The following is a 15,050-nucleotide window of genomic DNA, read 5'->3' on the forward strand; positions in this document are numbered from 1 at the left end:
TTTGCAACCCGCATCGCTATCTAGGCGCGCATGAGCGAAGGTGACGAGAAGGATGAGGACGAGGCCGATGGCCTGCGCAAGATCATCCATGTCGACATGGACGCCTTCTTCGCCAGCGTCGAACAGCGCGACAATCCGGACCTGCGGGGCAAGCCGGTCGCCGTGGGCGGATCGAGCGGGCGCGGCGTGGTGGCGGCGGCAAGCTACGAGGCGCGCAAATTCGGCGTGAAGAGCGCCATGCCCAGCGTCACCGCCAAGCGGCTCTGCCCCGACCTGATCTTCTGCAAGTCGCGCTTCGATGTCTACCGCGAGGTCAGCCAGCAGATCCGCGCGATCTTCCGCCATCACACCGACCTTGTCGAACCGCTGAGCCTCGACGAGGCCTATCTCGACGTCACCGAGGACAAGCTCGGCATCGGCAGCGCGACGCGCATCGCCGAACTTATCCGACAGGAAATCCGCGCCAAGACGAAACTGACCGCCAGCGCGGGCGTGTCGTACAACAAGTTCCTCGCCAAGCTGGCGAGCGACCAGAACAAGCCCGACGGAATGTGCGTCATCCGCCCCGGACAGGGCGCGGAGTTCGTGCAATCGCTCCCCGTGCGGCGCTTCCACGGCGTCGGCCCCAAGGGGGCGGAGAAGATGGACCGGCTCGGCATCCAGACCGGTGCCGATCTCGCCGCCAAGGACATCGAGTGGCTGCGCGCGCATTTCGGCAGCTTTGCCGATTACCTCTATCGCGCCGCGCGCGGGATCGACCTGCGCCCCGTACGCTCCAGCCGCATCCGCAAGTCGGTCGGCGGCGAGCGGACCTTCAGCCGCGACCTCTCTTCGGGCAGCGAACTGCGCGAGACGCTGGAGGATATCATCGACATCGTCTGGGGCTATATCGAGCGCGCCGAGGCCAAGGGCCGCACAGTCACGCTCAAGATGAAATACACCGATTTCCAGATTTTCAGCCGCGCCAAGACGGTCGACCAGCCGATCACCGACCGCGCCCAGTTCGCGGCGCTCTCGCGGCAGTTGCTGGAAGAGGTGCTTCCCCTACCCATGCCGATCCGGCTGATGGGCCTGACCTTGTCGAAACTGGAAGGCGGCAAGGAGGAACCCAAGCGCCCCGATGCGCAGCTCTCGCTGCTCTAGCTCTTGCGCGCCTGCCACATCTTCAGCCGCTCGCGCGTGCGGGGGCTGAGCGGTTCGGGGAGCGAGTGGGTTGGGAAGAAGCGCGCTTCCACCACCTCGCGGCCATCGGCTTCGGGCATGTCGTTGACCACGCCTTCGAACAGATGCGCCTTGTGCGGCGCGCCGGAGAGCGTCTCCTCGATCAGTCCGACGAGCTTCATGCCTTCGATCTCGCAGCCCGTTTCCTCGAGCAATTCGCGCCTGGCGGCCGTTTCCGGCTCCTCGCCCTCGGCGATGCCGCCGCCGGGGAAGAACCATTGGTTCGGGCCGTAGCTGTGGCGCACGAGCAGGATCTGCCCGCCCAGATCGCGGCCGACCACGCTCACTCCGTCGCGCGTCGTGCCAGACACGCGGCGCGCCCGGTTGCGCAGCTTGTAGGCAATCTTGAGGGCGAGCCGATGCAGCGGCGCAGGTATCAGGTGAAGCATATGACAGGCTGTGTAGCGCCTGCCAGCAGCCGGGCAACCGGCAAATCGCTTTTTCCGCCAGCGGCTTCGTCGAACACGGCGCGCTTGTCTTCGCCACGGATCACGAAGGCGATGGTGTCGCTGTCGAGGATCGCGGGGAGCGTCAGGCTGATGCGGTCGAAGGGCGCTTCGGGCGGCAGCGGATCGGGCGTTAGGCGCACGATGCTGCGTGGCTCGTCCAGCTTGGGATCGGTGTTCGGGAAGAGCGAGGCGATGTGCCCGTCCGCGCCCATGCCGAGCCATGCGAGGTCGAAATGCGGGACCTGTTCCATGATGGTGAGCGTCACCACTTCCGCGCCCGCCGGTTCGAACATGGCGCGCAGCTTGCCGGTGTTCGAGGCCTCGTGATCTTCGGGCACGATCCGGTCGTCGCCCGGCCACACGACCAGCCGCGACCAGTCCAGATCGGCCTCGAGCAGCTTGGCGATGATCGGGAACGGCGTCGAACCACCCGGCACAGTGATGGTCACCGGGCCGTCTGTCGCGGCCAGCGCCCTTGCGAGCTCCTGCTCGAGCCATTCGGCAATTCGTTCGTCGGCGGCGTTTTCGATGATCGTGATGTCGGCCATGGGTACTCCCGATACAGCAAACCCGCCCCCGGCCAAGCCGCGAGCGGGTGAATTGCTATGCGCTCATTGCGCTTACTTGGTGGTCTGGTTGAGGAACCAGATGCGCTCTTCGCATTGGTCGATCCAGTCGTCGACGATGCCGCTGGTGGCGTTGTCGCCGACGCTTTCGGCCTCTTCCTTCACCTTGCCGAGGCGGTCGTGCAGCTTGCGGTTATCGTCGCGCAATTCTGCCACCATGGCGTCGGCGGTGATGGTCACGTCGTCCTGGTCCTTGATCTGCGTTTCGGACGCGACCGTGCCGATCGAGGTGAGCGTGTATTCGTCGTTCTTGCGCACGCGCTCGCCAATATCGTCGACCGTGCCGATCAGCTGCGCCGCCTGCTCGTCGAAGAGCAGGTGCAGGTCGCGAAAGCGCGGGCCTGCAACGTGCCAGTGAAAGTTCTTGGTCTTGAAATAGAGCGCCATCGTATCCGCCAGCGCGCCGTTCAGCGCCGTGACGAGACCTGCTTTTGCGTTGTTGCCGAGTTCGGCCATTGTCTCTTGTCCTTCTATTTCCTGTTTGTCCGGCCAACGAACGAACGGGGGGTGAAGTTTCGGGACAAAGACCGGCCTTCTTGATCGGATTTTTCGATCAAGGGCGCGTAATTTATCGAACTGGTGATTATGTCGCCCAAGGCCCAGTTATGGCTACCGTCCTTGTCGGCGAATAGGCGTTGACGAAGAACCACTTGCCGTCGGGCGAGAAGCAGCCACCGGCAAGTTCGGTCTGCAGCTTGAGCCGGCCGAACACATAGGGTGCGCCCAGCGGCGTGATGCCGATCAGCCGGTTGTCGACCACCTCGGTATACTGGTCTTCGCACACGATCAGGTGGCCGTTGGGGGCCACGGTAAGATTGTCGCCATAGTTGAATTGCGCGGGATCGGAGCTCTCGAAGAACAGCTCCACCCGTTCGGGCGTGCCGTCGAAGGCGGGCTGGAGGCGGAAGACCTGACCCAGTTTGGCCGCACCGCCGCTGGTCGAGCAAATGTAAAGCTCGCCCTCGCCCATGTGGATGCCCTCGCCCCGCGCGATCAGGGTCGCGCCCATGGCCGCGCCGCGCTTGCGCAGATCGTCGAGCGGGGCCTCGACATTGTCGAGCGCGACCCAGCGCACGCTGCGCGGCTCCTGCACCGCGATCGAGACCGCGTCCCAGTTGCGCGCATCGGCGACGCCTTCGATCACCATCGCTTCGAGGCGGCCCGGCTCGTCGAGCCGGCCGTTGGGCACGAACCGGTAGAGCAGGGAATCGTCGCGATCCTCGGTCAGGTAGACAAGGCCGTTGCGCGGATCGACGCAGGCCGCCTCGTGGTTGAAGCGGCCAAGATGCTTGAGCGGCTGCGCGTCCACCAGCCCGGTCGCGCTCGCCGGCACTTCGAACACCCAACCGTGGTTCTTGGCCAGCTTGTCGGGCGCGATGTGCTGGTCCTCGCTCACGAATTCCTCGCAGGTGAGCCAGCTGCCCCACGGCGTCACCCCGCCCGAACAATTGCGGATCGTCCCGGCAAGCGAGCGGAACTCGCGCTTCTTCTGCAAGGTCGCCGCGTCGAGCACGAGGGTCGTGGTGCCTCCGGGAAGGACGTGATGTCCGGCGATCGTGTCGTACCCGCTCGTCACCGTACCGCCGATATCCTGTCCCGGCATCAATTCGTGGTTGCGCACCAGCGCGATCTCCCCGCCATCGAGCGGCAGGCAGCCCATGCCGTCTGCGTGGTCGGGCACTGTGCCGCCATCGCTCATCGCATCGCCGAGGCTGGAGAGCAGGCGGTAGGAAAAGCCTTCGGGCAGGTCGAGGAGACCGGCCGGATCGGGGACCAGATCGCCATAGCCGGTGAAGTTCGCCCAGCGCGACGCGCCGCGGGTCATGCAGCCGCTCAGCGAAAGCGCGGCAAAGGCGCTCGCGGTGGCGGACAGGAACTGGCGGCGATGAAGACTTGCAGGCATGCGGTACTCCCTTGGCGGTATGGCCCAAGCCATGCGATAGCAGTGCGACAGGCAAATGACAGCAGGGAGAGCGGAGATGGAACTGACCGAAGGCATGGCGGCGGTGGTCACGGGTGGGGCCAGCGGTCTCGGCAAGGCGAGCGCGCAGGCGCTGGCCGATCTCGGCCTGAAAGTGACGATCTTCGACGTGAACGAAGAGGCCGGCGAGGCGCACGCCAAGGCCATCGGCGGCACCTTTGCGCGCGTGGACATCACCGACGAGCAATCGGTCGTCGACGGTTTCGAAAAGGCGCGCGGCACCCACGGGCAGGAGCGCGTAACCGTCCATTGCGCCATGACCAGCCGCCGCGGCAAGACCTTGGGCTGGGACAAAGAAACGGGCGGCTACAAGCGCCTCTCGACCGCGGATTACGCCTATGGGGCGGAAGGCATCCTCGTCTCCTCCTATCGCATCGCCAGCCATTCCGCGCTGGGTATGGCCAACAGCGAGCCGCTGAACGCGGACGGCGAGCGCGGCTGCATCACGCTGACCGCCAGCGTGGCGGCGCAGGACGGCCAGATCGGGCAAGTTATCTATGGCAGTTGCAAGGCAGGGGTGAACGGCCTCGTCCTGCCGATGGCGCGCGACCTCATGGACCTCGGCATCCGCGTCAATTCAGTCATGCCGGGCATATTCGCCACCCCGTTGATGCTGGGCATGAAGGACCGCAACCCACAGATGTGGGACCAGTTGAACGCCAGCGTCCCCTTCCCCAAACGCCTCGGCGAGCCGGAGGAATTCGCCTCGCTCATCTGCGAAATCGCGCGCAACAGCTACATCAACGGCCACCAGTTCCGCCTCGACGGTGCGATCCGGATGCCGCCGAAATAGAGAAAATCAGGGAGGTGGAGCGGGTAGCGGGAATCGAACCCGCGCGTCCAGCATGGGAAGCTGGCAGGCTACCATTACATCATACCCGCAGCCCGGAGCGGCGATTTGCCTGTGGCCAGCGTGGCGGTCAACATGGTTTTTCGCCTCCGCCCTCGCTAGGCAGGCAGCAGGAAAACGATTTGGGACCGGTTTCACAAAACGATGATCACTGACGATAGGATAATTCTCGGCCTGCTCGGCCTTGTGCTCGCTTTCGTCTTCGCGACGCGCGACCGGCCCGGCTGGACGAAATTCTACACCTTCGTGCCGATCATCCTCGTCTGCTATCTGGTCCCTTCGCTGATGGTCACCTTCGGCCTGATCGATGTGAGCGAGAGCAATCTTTGGACTGTCGCGAAGGACTTCTTCCTGCCCGCCGCGCTGTTCCTGATGACGCTCAGCATCGACCTCAAAGGCATTCTCGGGCTCGGCAGCAAGGCCATCATCATGTTCCTCACCGCCACGCTGGGCATCGTGATCGGCGGACCGATTGCGCTTTGGGCGGTGGCGCAGTTCGACCCCTCCATCATCGGCACGGGCGACAACGCCGCCTGGCGCGGGCTGGCAACGCTGGCCGGAAGCTGGATCGGGGGCGGCGCGAACCAGACCGCCATGCTTGAAGTCTATGGCTACAACATCGAACGCTATTCCGCGCTGATCGCAGTCGACATCATCGTCGCCAATATCTGGATGATCTTCCTCCTCTATGGCGCCGGCGCGAGCGAGCGGGTCGACCGTTGGCTGGGCGCGGACAGCAGCGCGATCGACGCCCTCCGCGACAAGATGGCGGACTACACCAGCTCGGTGGAACGCGTCGCAAAGGCCAACGACTATGTGCTCCTTTTCGGCGCGACGCTGGCCGTGGTCGGCCTATGCCACCTGCTTGGCGGCCTGCTCGGCGGGTTCTTCGCAGACCTCCAAGGGGAAGACGCAACGCTGGCGAGCAGCTTCTTCTGGGTCGTCGTCGTGGCGACGACGCTGGGCCTTGCCGCCAGCTTCACCCGTGCGCGCGATCTCGAAGGCGTCGGGGCGAGCAAGTTCGGCACGCTTTTCATCTTCCTCTTGGTCGCCATCATCGGCACCAAGATGGACGTGACCCAGCTGGGCGATGCGCCCGGCTTCTTCGCCGTCGGCCTGATCTGGATAATCATCCACGTCGTGCTGCTGCTGGTGGTCGCCAAGCTGATCAAGGCGCCATTCTTCTTCGTCGCCGTAGGCAGCAAGGCCAATGTCGGCGGTGCGGCCTCAGCTCCCGTCGTGGCCGCTGCCTTCCACCCGGCCCTCGCCCCCGTCGGCGTGCTGCTGGCGGTGCTCGGCTATGCGCTCGGCACCTATGGCGCGATCCTGTGCGCGCAGATGATGGCGGCAGTCGGATAGCGCATCGAACAAAGGTTTCAACTGAAACCGGTTGATTTCGGACCTCTCGCTTGCCAAGGCCGTTGGCAAGAAAAGAGAGGATTCCCCCATGCGTCAGGTTGACCATTTCATCGTCGGCGAAAGCCCGGCCCCCACCCGCAAGCACAAGATCTGGAACCCGTCCACGGGCGAGGTACAGGCGCAAGTCGCGCTCGGCGGCGCGGACCTGCTCCAGCAGGCGGTCGATGCCGCCAAGAAGGTCCAGCCCGAATGGGCGGCGACCAATCCGCAACGCCGCGCCCGTGTCATGTTCAAGTTCAAGGAACTGGTCGAGGCGAACAAGCAGGAACTGGCCGAGCTGCTTTCGAGCGAGCACGGCAAGGTCGTCGAGGACGCGCATGGCGACGTGCAGCGGGGCCTCGAAGTCATCGAATTCGCCTGCGGCATCCCGCAGGCGCTGAAGGGCGAGTACACGCAAGGTGCCGGTCCCGGCATTGATGTCTATTCGATGCGCCAGCCGCTCGGCATTGGCGCCGGCATCACCCCGTTCAACTTCCCGGCCATGATCCCGATGTGGATGTTCGGCATGGCGATTGCGGCGGGTAATGCCTTCATACTCAAGCCTTCCGAGCGCGACCCGAGCGTTCCCGTACGTCTCGCAGAACTTTTCCTCGAAGCCGGCGCGCCCGGAGGCCTGCTGCAGGTCGTCCATGGCGACAAGGAAATGGTCGACGCGATCCTCGACCATCCCGATATCCCGGCGATCAGCTTTGTCGGCTCCTCCGACATCGCGCAGTATATCTATTCGCGCGGCACGGCGAACGCCAAACGCGTGCAGGCCTTCGGCGGCGCGAAAAACCACGGCATTGTCATGCCCGACGCGGATCTCGACCAGGTGGTCAACGATCTTGCCGGTGCTGCTTTCGGCTCGGCGGGCGAACGCTGCATGGCACTGCCCGTGGTCGTTCCCGTGGGCGAGGACACCGCCAACCGCCTGCGCGACAAGCTGATCCCCGCTATCAACGCGCTGCGCGTCGGCGTCTCGAACGATCCCGACGCGCATTACGGCCCCGTGGTCACGCCCGAACACAAGGCGCGCGTCGAAGGCTGGATCGACACGGCCGAAAAGGAAGGCTCGACGGACGCGGCTTCACGCTCCAGGGCCATGAAGACGGCTTCTTCGTCGGCCCGACGCTGCTCGACCAGGTCACGCCCGACATGGAAAGCTACAAGGAAGAGATCTTCGGCCCGGTTCTCCAGATCGTGCGCGCCAAGGATTTCGAGGACGCTGTGCGCCTGCCCAGCGAGCACCAATACGGCAATGGCGTCGCGATCTTCACTCGCAACGGCCACGCGGCGCGCGAATTCGCCAGCCGCGTCAACGTCGGCATGGTCGGCATCAACGTACCGATCCCCGTTCCCGTCAGCTACCACAGCTTCGGCGGCTGGAAGCGTTCGGGCTTCGGCGACATCGACCAGTACGGCATGGAAGGCCTGAAGTTCTGGACCAAGGCCAAGAAGGTCACCCAGCGCTGGCCCGACGGCGGCGGTGACGGGTCGAACGCCTTCGTCATCCCGACGATGGGGTAATACCGGCGGGATAATTCGGACCGGCGAGGCGTTGGGGGCACATGACTTTCGGATCGCTCCCCCGCCTCGCCCTCGTCTCCCTGCCCTTACTGCTGGCAGCCTGCGACAGGGCAGGCGACGAAGCGGCCGAGCGCTTGCCCGACCAGGCCCCGCTCGAGGAAACCACGCCCGTGCCGACCCCCTCGGTGAGCGAGACCCCCAATGCGCAGCTTGCCAAGACCATGCCTTCCGCCATGCACGGCGACTGGCACAAGGACGATCTGGGGCGCGCCCCCACGGCTCAGGATTGCGACCCGCGCCTTCGCGGGACCATCGACTGGGATCGCCTGATGACGGTTCGCGAGGAGGGCTACAGCTATTTCGAAACCGGCGGCCGGATCATGGAGGTGCACGCGCGCACCGACCACACGATCGACGCCACGTTCGACACCACCTATGCCGAAACGCCCACTAGCGAGCGCCGCGATTTCGCGCTCGAAGGGGGCGGCACGCTCGCCGTCAACGCCGACAAGGGCGGCGGCGGGATGGACGTCACCCGATACATTCGCTGCCCGGAGTAAACCTATGCGTTCGATGCTCGCCCTTATCGCCCTCGCCCCGCTTGCGCTGGCCGCCTGCTCCGACCCGATCGAGGAGCGTCCCGAAGGCGAAGAGACGATGATCCCGGTCGAACCCGATGGCGGCATCGGCGACGGGGCCGAGCCCTTGCCGGAGCCGGTCGCGACAACCATTCCCGCCGCCTTCCACGGGCGCTGGGGCATCAATCCCGGCGACTGCACCGATGAGAATGGCGACGCCAAGGGCGCCATCACGATTTCGGAGGACCGGCTGCGCTTCTACGAATCCGTGGCGACGCTGGGCGCGATTTCGGAAAGCCGCGACGGAGACCTTCGCGCCACCTACGCCTTTACCGGCGAAGGCGAGGAATGGACGCGCGATATCCGCTTTGCCATCAGCGAAGACGGCACCGAACTAACGCGCACCGAATATGGAGAAGACGCCATGGCCGAACCGCTCACCTACACGAAGTGCCAGGCATGATCCGCATCGCCGCCCTCCCCCTCGCCCTGCTTGCCGGAGCCTGCATGACCATGGATCGTCCGACCGGAAGCCTCGACGCGCCCGACGCGCCGCCCGCCAGTTGCTCGGCCACGGAAGCACAGCAATTCATCGGGCGCACGGCCACCTCCGCCATCGGCAAGAGCGTGCTCGCCATGAGCGATGCACGTGTCCTCCGATGGGGCCCGCCCGATAGCGTTTTCACGATGGATTACCGGCAGGACCGGGTGAACGTGATCTACGACGCGCAAGGCGTGATCACACGGATATATTGCGGGTGAGCACGCGCCAGCACGCCTTCACCGGATCGCCTTTCGAGGAACGGTTCGGCTTCGCCCGGGCGGTGCGCGAAGGCAATCGCATCACCGTCGCGGGCACCGGGCCGGTGGAGGACGACGGCTCCTCGACCGCTGGCGATGCGGCCGCGCAGGCGGAGCGCTGCTGCGTCCTGATCCTGCGCGCCATCGAGGAACTGGGTGGGTCGGCAGTCGATATCGTCCGCACCCGCATGTTCCTGACCAACTTCGACGACCAGGCCGCGGTGGGCGCAGTCCACGCGCGCTTTTTCGGCGAAGCGCGTCCCGCCGCAACGATGGTCGGCGCAAGCTGGCTCTGCCGCAAGGAATGGAAAGTCGAGATCGAGGCCGAAGCAATCGTTTCGTGAGGTTGCCAAGCGCCCCTTCCCTTGCGGCAAGGAGGGGGCTAGAGCGCGCGGCATGACTACGAATGCAGGACAATTCCAGCTCACCGAAGAGCAGCAGCAGATCCAGGAAATGGCGCAGCGCTTCACCGCCGACAACATCACGCCGCACGCCGCGGAATGGGACGAAAAGTCGCATTTCCCGCGCGACGTCATCAAACAGAGCGCCGAGCTCGGCTTCGGGGCGATCTATGTTTCCGAAGAAAGCGGCGGCATCGGTCTCGGCCGTCTGGAAGCGGCGCTGATCATGGAAGCCATGGCCTATGGCTGCCCGGCGACCAGCGCCTATATCTCGATCCACAACATGGCCGCCTGGATGATCGACCAGTTCGGCGGGGCGCAAGTGAAGGAGAAATATCTTCCCGACCTCGTCACGATGGAAAAGATCGCGAGCTATGCGCTGACCGAACCGGGCAGCGGCTCGGACGCGGCGGGTCTCAAGACCAGCGCGAAGCTCGAGGGCGATCATTACGTCCTCAACGGCACAAAGCAGTTCATCTCCGGTGGCGGCTTCAACGACGTTTACGTCACCATGGTCCGCACCAGCGATCACAAGACCAAGGGCATCACCTGCCTTGTGATCGACAAGGACACGCCCGGTATCTCCTTCGGCAAGCCGGAAAAGAAGCTCGGCTGGAACGCCTCGCCCACGGCGCAGGTGATCTTCGAGGACGCGCGCGTGCCCGTAGCCAACCGTGTCGGCGATGAGGGCGAAGGTTTCCGTTTCGCGATGATGGGTCTCGACGGCGGCCGCCTCAACATCGGCGCGTGCTCGCTCGGCGGGGCGCAGCGTTGCCTCGACGAGGCGGTGGCCTACACCAAGGACCGCAAGCAGTTCGACACACCCATCGCGGATTTCCAGAACACGCAATTCATGCTCGCCGACATGGCGACCGATCTGGAGGCAGCGCGCGCGCTGCTTTATCTCGCAGCGGCCAAGGTTACGGACAACGCTCCCGACAAATCGCGCTTCTCCGCCATGGCCAAGCGCCTCGCCACCGACAGCGGCAGCAAGATCGTCAACGACGCGCTGCAGCTCTTCGGCGGCTACGGCTATCTGCGCGAATATCCCATCGAGCGCTTCTGGCGCGACCTGCGCGTGCACTCGATTCTCGAAGGCACGAACCAGGTCATGCGCATGATCGTGGGCCGGGATTTGCTGCGCCAGTGACAGCGCTTGCCATGACCACCTTCCTCGTCCCCGATTACGACGAGGGCATCGCTTTCTTTCGCGAAGCGCTCGATTTCGCGCTTCACGAGGACACCGATCTGGGTGGCGGCAAACGCTGGGTCGTCATGGGTGGGGTGAACGGTGGCCGGTTGCTTCTTGCCCGCGCCACAGATGACGAGCAGCGTGCGGCCATCGGCAGGCAGACGGGCGGGCGAGTCGGGTGGTTTCTCGCATCCGACGACTTTGCCGCCGACCATCGTCGCATGACCGCATGGGGTGTAGAATTTACCGAGGAACCTCGCCACGAGCCCTATGGCACGGTGGCGGTCTTCAAGGACCCATGGGGCAACCCCTGGGACCTTATCGAACACAGGAAAGCAGCATGACCGACCAGGTCCATATCCACACGCACGGCCGCATCGGCCACATCTCGCTCAACCGGCCCAAGGCGATTCACGCCCTCACGCTCGACATGTGCCACGCGATGAGCTCGGCGCTGACGGAATGGGCGTCAGATGACGCGGTCGAGGCGGTGATCCTCGATCACGCCGAGGGGCGCGGCTTTTGCGCGGGCGGCGACATCAACCTGCTGCGCAATTCGGCGCTGAACGATGGCGGGGCCTCGGGCCGCGCCTTCTTCCACGACGAGTACCAGCTCAACCACCAGATGATGACCTATCCAAAGCCCATCGTGGCTATCATGGACGGCATCACCATGGGCGGCGGCGTGGGCATCGCGCTTCCGTGCAAATACCGCGTCGCGACCGAGCACACGCGCTTCGCCATGCCCGAAACCGGCATCGGCCTCTTCCCCGATGTGGGCGGCGGCTGGCACCTCTCGCGCCTCGGCGGCAGGCTCGGCCAGTTCCTGGCGCTGACCGGCGCGCGGCTCGACGGCGCGGAATGCGTCTGGGCCGGTATCGCCACGCATTACCTCCCGTCCGAAAGGCTGGAGGAAGCCAAGGCGCGCATCGTCGAACATCCCGACCGGATCGCCGGCATCCTTTCCGAACTGTCCGAGACGCCGCCCGAAGCGCGCATCGAAGGCAATGCGGAAAAGATCGCCCGCCACTTCGCCTCCGACCGCTACGAGGACATCCTCGCCAGCCTCGAAGCCGAGGACAGCGACTGGGCCGCCAAGGAACTCGCCACGCTGCGCACCAAGAGCCCGCAGACCTGCAAGGTCGCGCTGCGCCAGCTGGCGGAAAGCGCGAAGCTCGACGATTTCGCCGACAACATGGTCATGGAATACCGCATCGCGAGCCGCGTGCTCACCCGGCCCGACTTTGCCGAAGGCGTGCGCGCGGTGATCGTGGACAAGACCAACGACCCCAAATGGGATCCGGCCACGCCCGAGGGCGTGAGCGAGGACCTGCTCGACAGCATCTTCGCCCCGCTTCCCGCCGAAGAGGAATGGAAACCCCTATGACTTTCGAAACCATCACCGTCGAACAGCGCGATGCCGTCACGCTGATCACCTTGAACCGCCCCAAGGCGCTCAACGCGCTCAACTCGAAAGTGCTCGAAGAACTGATCGAGGCTTTTGCCGCCTACCAGGCCGACAGCAGCCAGCTGTGCGCGGTCCTCACCGGCTCGGGCGACAAGGCCTTTGCCGCCGGCGCCGACATCAAGGAAATGAGCGAGAAGGACGCGGCAGACTTCTATCTCGACGATTTCTTCGCGCCCTGGACCAGCGAGATCGCGAAGAAGACCCGCAAGCCGTGGATCGCCGCGGTCAACGGCTTCGCGCTCGGCGGCGGGTGCGAGCTCGCCATGATGGCGGACTTCATCATCGCTTCGGAAAACGCCAAGTTCGGCCAGCCCGAAATCAAGCTCGGCGTTGCGCCCGGCATGGGCGGTTCGCAGCGTCTGACCAAGGCCATCGGCAAGTCCAAGGCCATGGAAATGTGCCTGACGGGCCGCATGATGGGCGCTGAGGAAGCCGAACGCAGCAACCTCGTCGCGCGCGTGGTGCCGCATGACGATTTGCTCGACGATGCGATGAAGACCGCTGCCCAGATCGCCTCGATGCCCCCGATGGCGGCGATCGCGAACAAGGAAATGGTCAACGCCGCCTTCGAGACCAGCCTCGACCAGGGCCTGATCATCGAGCGCCGCATCTTCCAGATCCTCACCGCGAGCGAGGACAAGAAGGAAGGCATGGCCGCCTTCGTCGAGAAGCGCGAGGGTAAGTGGACTGGGAGGTAATCCTAAAGGGTCTCGGCCTGCTGACGTTCGGCGCTCTGTTCGTGTGGTTCGGCATCGACGGATGGCGACACCGCCGCGAAGAGCGGATTAGTCTGATCGAAGCGGCAATCCTCAAGGCGGGTAAGGAAAATGAGCCCCTGCCATTCAATCGATGGGACCGGATGACGGCATACGTCCAGCCGGTGCTCTTGCTAATATTCGGACCGCTCATGATCCTCGGCGGCGTAGCGGTCCTTTCACTTTTGGGAGAGTGACATGAAAATCGCCTTCATCGGCCTCGGCAACATGGGCGGCGGGATGGCCGCGAACCTTGTGAAGGCGGGGCACGCGGTCAACGCCTTCGACCTGTCGGACGAAGCCCTCGCCACGGCCAAAGACAACGGCTGCGCGACATACACCGACGCCTCTGAAGCGGTTCAGGGTGTCGATGGCGTGGTGACGATGCTTCCCAATGGCGGGATCGTGAAGTCGGTCTACGAAAGCAGCGTCATCGGCAAAGCTCCAGAAGGCGCAGTGCTGCTCGACTGCTCGACCATCGACGTCGCCACCGCCAAGGAGGTGATCGCCAAGGCCGAAGCTGCCGGATACGACATGGTCGATGCCCCGGTCTCGGGCGGTATCGCGGCGGCCAATGGCGGCACGCTCACTTTCATGGTCGGCGGCACCGAAAAGGCCTTCAAGCGCGCCGAAGAGGTGCTGAACGCGATGGGCAAGGCTGTTATCCACGCAGGCGATGCCGGTGCGGGGCAGACGGCGAAGATCTGCAACAACATGCTGCTCGCCATCACTATGATCGGCACGACCGAAGCGATGAAGATGGCCGAAAAGCTCGGCCTCGACCCGCAGAAGTTCTACGAAATTTCGAGCCAGTCCTCAGGCTACTGCTGGCCGCTCAACGCCTATACGCCGATGCCCGGCGTTGGCGTCGAGAGCCCGGCGGACAAGGACTATCAGGGCGGCTTCGCCACTGCGCTTATGCTCAAAGATTTACGCCTCGCGATGGAAGCGGCGGGAAGCGTCGATGCGAAGACCGCGCTCGGCAAGCATGCCACCGAGATCTACGAGGCGTTCGCCGAGGAGAACGGTGGCCTAGACTTCTCGGCGGTGATCAAGACGCTCTGAGGTCTGCTAGGATCACCTCCAACCAGCGCCGTGGTGCCTCGCGGCGACCGATATCGGCCACGAATTCCTGTCCCCGCGCCACGCTCTTCAGGCGCTTTCCGCGCAGCCAGCGGTCCCCGCGGTCGTGATAGGTGAGGCCGCCCTTGCGCAGCCACTCGGGACGCTGCCACAGACTTGGCGGGCCGCCCGGGACCGTCAGCCGCAAGGCGTCGCTGGCATGGGCCGCCGTTCCGCCCGGTCCTACATAGATCCAGTCATTGCTGCCATGCATGGCCAGCGCATGGGGGTGGAGGTGGCCTGCCAGTTCCTCACGCTCCTCCTCGCGGCAACGCGCAAGATCGACCATCCGCTCGATCTCCATCCAGCCGAAGATACGGTGATGCGGCTCGCCGGTTTCCTCGTCGCGAAAGAGGCCGAAGAATAGGAAGACATCGCCCACCCCCACGCCCTGGTTCGCCAGATGCGTCTGCGCCGCGCCGACCTGCCCGAAGAGGCAGGTTCCGTCGCTGCGGAACATGGGGTCGTGGTGGCAGAGGTCCTGAGCGCCCAGCTTTCCGCGGCTGGCCGTCGCCGCGTGCTCGCCCAGCCCGAGATCGCCATAGGTCGTGCGTGACGCTGTGCCCGCCGGGATCGGCAGGCTTAACGGCACACCGTCCACGATCGGCGAGGCACCGCCGCCCGCTGCGCTGTCGAAGCCCTTGCGGCTGAAGACGATCTTCATGTCCGCATGAGGAG

Annotated in this window: 18 protein-coding genes, 1 tRNA gene and 1 pseudogene; 14 read left to right on the plus strand and 6 right to left on the minus strand. The window is 64.8% G+C overall.

The features are described from left to right. The first annotated feature begins 30 nt into the window (after positions 1–30). Positions 31–1,143, plus strand: coding sequence for a DNA polymerase IV (gene dinB, locus K3148_RS02855; RefSeq protein WP_221425828.1), 1,113 nt, complete (start codon positions 31–33; stop codon positions 1,141–1,143). On the opposite strand, the gene K3148_RS02860 is transcribed toward dinB, so the two are convergent. From K3148_RS02860 to K3148_RS02875, 4 genes are all read right to left on the minus strand, one after another. Further along, on the minus strand, positions 1,140–1,610 hold the full coding sequence (locus tag K3148_RS02860) for an NUDIX domain-containing protein (protein WP_221425829.1): 471 nt from the start codon (positions 1,608–1,610) through the stop codon (positions 1,140–1,142). The two genes, dinB and K3148_RS02860, sit on opposite strands and share 4 nt — an antisense overlap. Next, positions 1,598–2,218 (minus strand): 6-phosphogluconolactonase, encoded by a 621-nt coding sequence (locus K3148_RS02865; RefSeq protein ID WP_221425830.1) that lies wholly within the window; start codon positions 2,216–2,218, stop codon positions 1,598–1,600. Before K3148_RS02865 ends, K3148_RS02860 begins: the two co-directional genes overlap by 13 nt. Before the next feature lie 72 nt (positions 2,219–2,290). Beyond that, positions 2,291–2,752, minus strand: a complete 462-nt coding sequence (locus K3148_RS02870) for a Dps family protein (protein WP_221425831.1) — start codon at positions 2,750–2,752, stop codon at positions 2,291–2,293. 127 nt (positions 2,753–2,879) lie between these two features. Beyond that, on the minus strand, positions 2,880–4,199 hold the full coding sequence (locus K3148_RS02875; RefSeq protein ID WP_221425832.1) for an alkaline phosphatase PhoX: 1,320 nt from the start codon (positions 4,197–4,199) through the stop codon (positions 2,880–2,882). Between the two features lie 76 nt (positions 4,200–4,275). On the opposite strand from K3148_RS02875, the gene K3148_RS02880 reads away from it, so the two are divergent. Next, on the plus strand, positions 4,276–5,070 hold the full coding sequence (locus tag K3148_RS02880) for an SDR family oxidoreductase (protein WP_221426600.1): 795 nt from the start codon (positions 4,276–4,278) through the stop codon (positions 5,068–5,070). A 15-nt stretch (positions 5,071–5,085) separates the two neighbouring features. On the opposite strand, the gene K3148_RS02885 is transcribed toward K3148_RS02880, so the two are convergent. Next, positions 5,086–5,159, minus strand: a tRNA-Gly gene (locus K3148_RS02885). A 112-nt stretch (positions 5,160–5,271) separates the two neighbouring features. Between K3148_RS02885 and K3148_RS02890 the strand changes: the two genes are divergently transcribed. The 12 genes and pseudogenes from K3148_RS02890 (at position 5,272) to mmsB (ending at position 14,315) form a co-directional block, all read left to right on the plus strand. Continuing rightward, positions 5,272–6,486, plus strand: coding sequence for a DUF819 family protein (locus K3148_RS02890; RefSeq protein ID WP_221425833.1), 1,215 nt, complete (start codon positions 5,272–5,274; stop codon positions 6,484–6,486). 88 nt (positions 6,487–6,574) lie between these two features. Further along, positions 6,575–8,055: pseudogene (locus K3148_RS02895) on the plus strand (CoA-acylating methylmalonate-semialdehyde dehydrogenase). A 41-nt stretch (positions 8,056–8,096) separates the two neighbouring features. Continuing rightward, entirely contained in the window at positions 8,097–8,615 is a 519-nt protein-coding gene (locus tag K3148_RS02900; protein WP_221425834.1) for a hypothetical protein, read from the plus strand. Positions 8,616–8,619: 4 nt separating this feature from the next. Beyond that, positions 8,620–9,096, plus strand: a complete 477-nt coding sequence (locus K3148_RS02905) for a hypothetical protein (RefSeq protein ID WP_221425835.1) — start codon at positions 8,620–8,622, stop codon at positions 9,094–9,096. Continuing rightward, on the plus strand, positions 9,093–9,395 hold the full coding sequence (locus K3148_RS02910; RefSeq protein WP_247711626.1) for an I78 family peptidase inhibitor: 303 nt from the start codon (positions 9,093–9,095) through the stop codon (positions 9,393–9,395). Before K3148_RS02905 ends, K3148_RS02910 begins: the two co-directional genes overlap by 4 nt. Next, positions 9,392–9,778 (plus strand): RidA family protein, encoded by a 387-nt coding sequence (locus tag K3148_RS02915; RefSeq protein ID WP_221425836.1) that lies wholly within the window; start codon positions 9,392–9,394, stop codon positions 9,776–9,778. Before K3148_RS02910 ends, K3148_RS02915 begins: the two co-directional genes overlap by 4 nt. A 52-nt stretch (positions 9,779–9,830) precedes the next feature. After that, positions 9,831–10,985, plus strand: a complete 1,155-nt coding sequence (locus K3148_RS02920; protein WP_221425837.1) for an acyl-CoA dehydrogenase family protein — start codon at positions 9,831–9,833, stop codon at positions 10,983–10,985. Continuing rightward, positions 10,982–11,371 carry a VOC family protein gene (locus K3148_RS02925; RefSeq protein ID WP_247711627.1) on the plus strand — a complete coding sequence of 130 codons (390 nt, stop codon included), beginning with the start codon at positions 10,982–10,984 and terminating at the stop codon, positions 11,369–11,371. The genes K3148_RS02920 and K3148_RS02925 overlap by 4 nt, the downstream gene beginning before the upstream one ends. Then, positions 11,368–12,414: an enoyl-CoA hydratase/isomerase family protein gene (locus tag K3148_RS02930; protein ID WP_221425838.1), complete on the plus strand. Its 1,047-nt coding sequence runs from the start codon at positions 11,368–11,370 to the stop codon at positions 12,412–12,414. Before K3148_RS02925 ends, K3148_RS02930 begins: the two co-directional genes overlap by 4 nt. Beyond that, positions 12,411–13,193, plus strand: coding sequence for an enoyl-CoA hydratase-related protein (locus tag K3148_RS02935; RefSeq protein WP_221425839.1), 783 nt, complete (start codon positions 12,411–12,413; stop codon positions 13,191–13,193). Before K3148_RS02930 ends, K3148_RS02935 begins: the two co-directional genes overlap by 4 nt. Continuing rightward, entirely contained in the window at positions 13,178–13,447 is a 270-nt protein-coding gene (locus K3148_RS02940) for a hypothetical protein (RefSeq protein WP_221425840.1), read from the plus strand. Before K3148_RS02935 ends, K3148_RS02940 begins: the two co-directional genes overlap by 16 nt. Before the next feature lies 1 nt (position 13,448). After that, positions 13,449–14,315: a 3-hydroxyisobutyrate dehydrogenase gene (gene mmsB, locus K3148_RS02945; RefSeq protein WP_221425841.1), complete on the plus strand. Its 867-nt coding sequence runs from the start codon at positions 13,449–13,451 to the stop codon at positions 14,313–14,315. Here the strand turns inward: mmsB and K3148_RS02950 are convergent. After that, positions 14,302–15,036 carry an Nmad3 family putative nucleotide modification protein gene (locus K3148_RS02950; RefSeq protein ID WP_221425842.1) on the minus strand — a complete coding sequence of 245 codons (735 nt, stop codon included), beginning with the start codon at positions 15,034–15,036 and terminating at the stop codon, positions 14,302–14,304. The genes mmsB and K3148_RS02950 overlap by 14 nt on opposite strands. Positions 15,037–15,050: the final 14 nt, after the last annotated feature.

The sequence above is a fragment of the Qipengyuania aurantiaca genome, from assembly GCF_019711375.1.
In the GTDB taxonomy this organism is placed as follows: domain Bacteria; phylum Pseudomonadota; class Alphaproteobacteria; order Sphingomonadales; family Sphingomonadaceae; genus Qipengyuania; species Qipengyuania aurantiaca.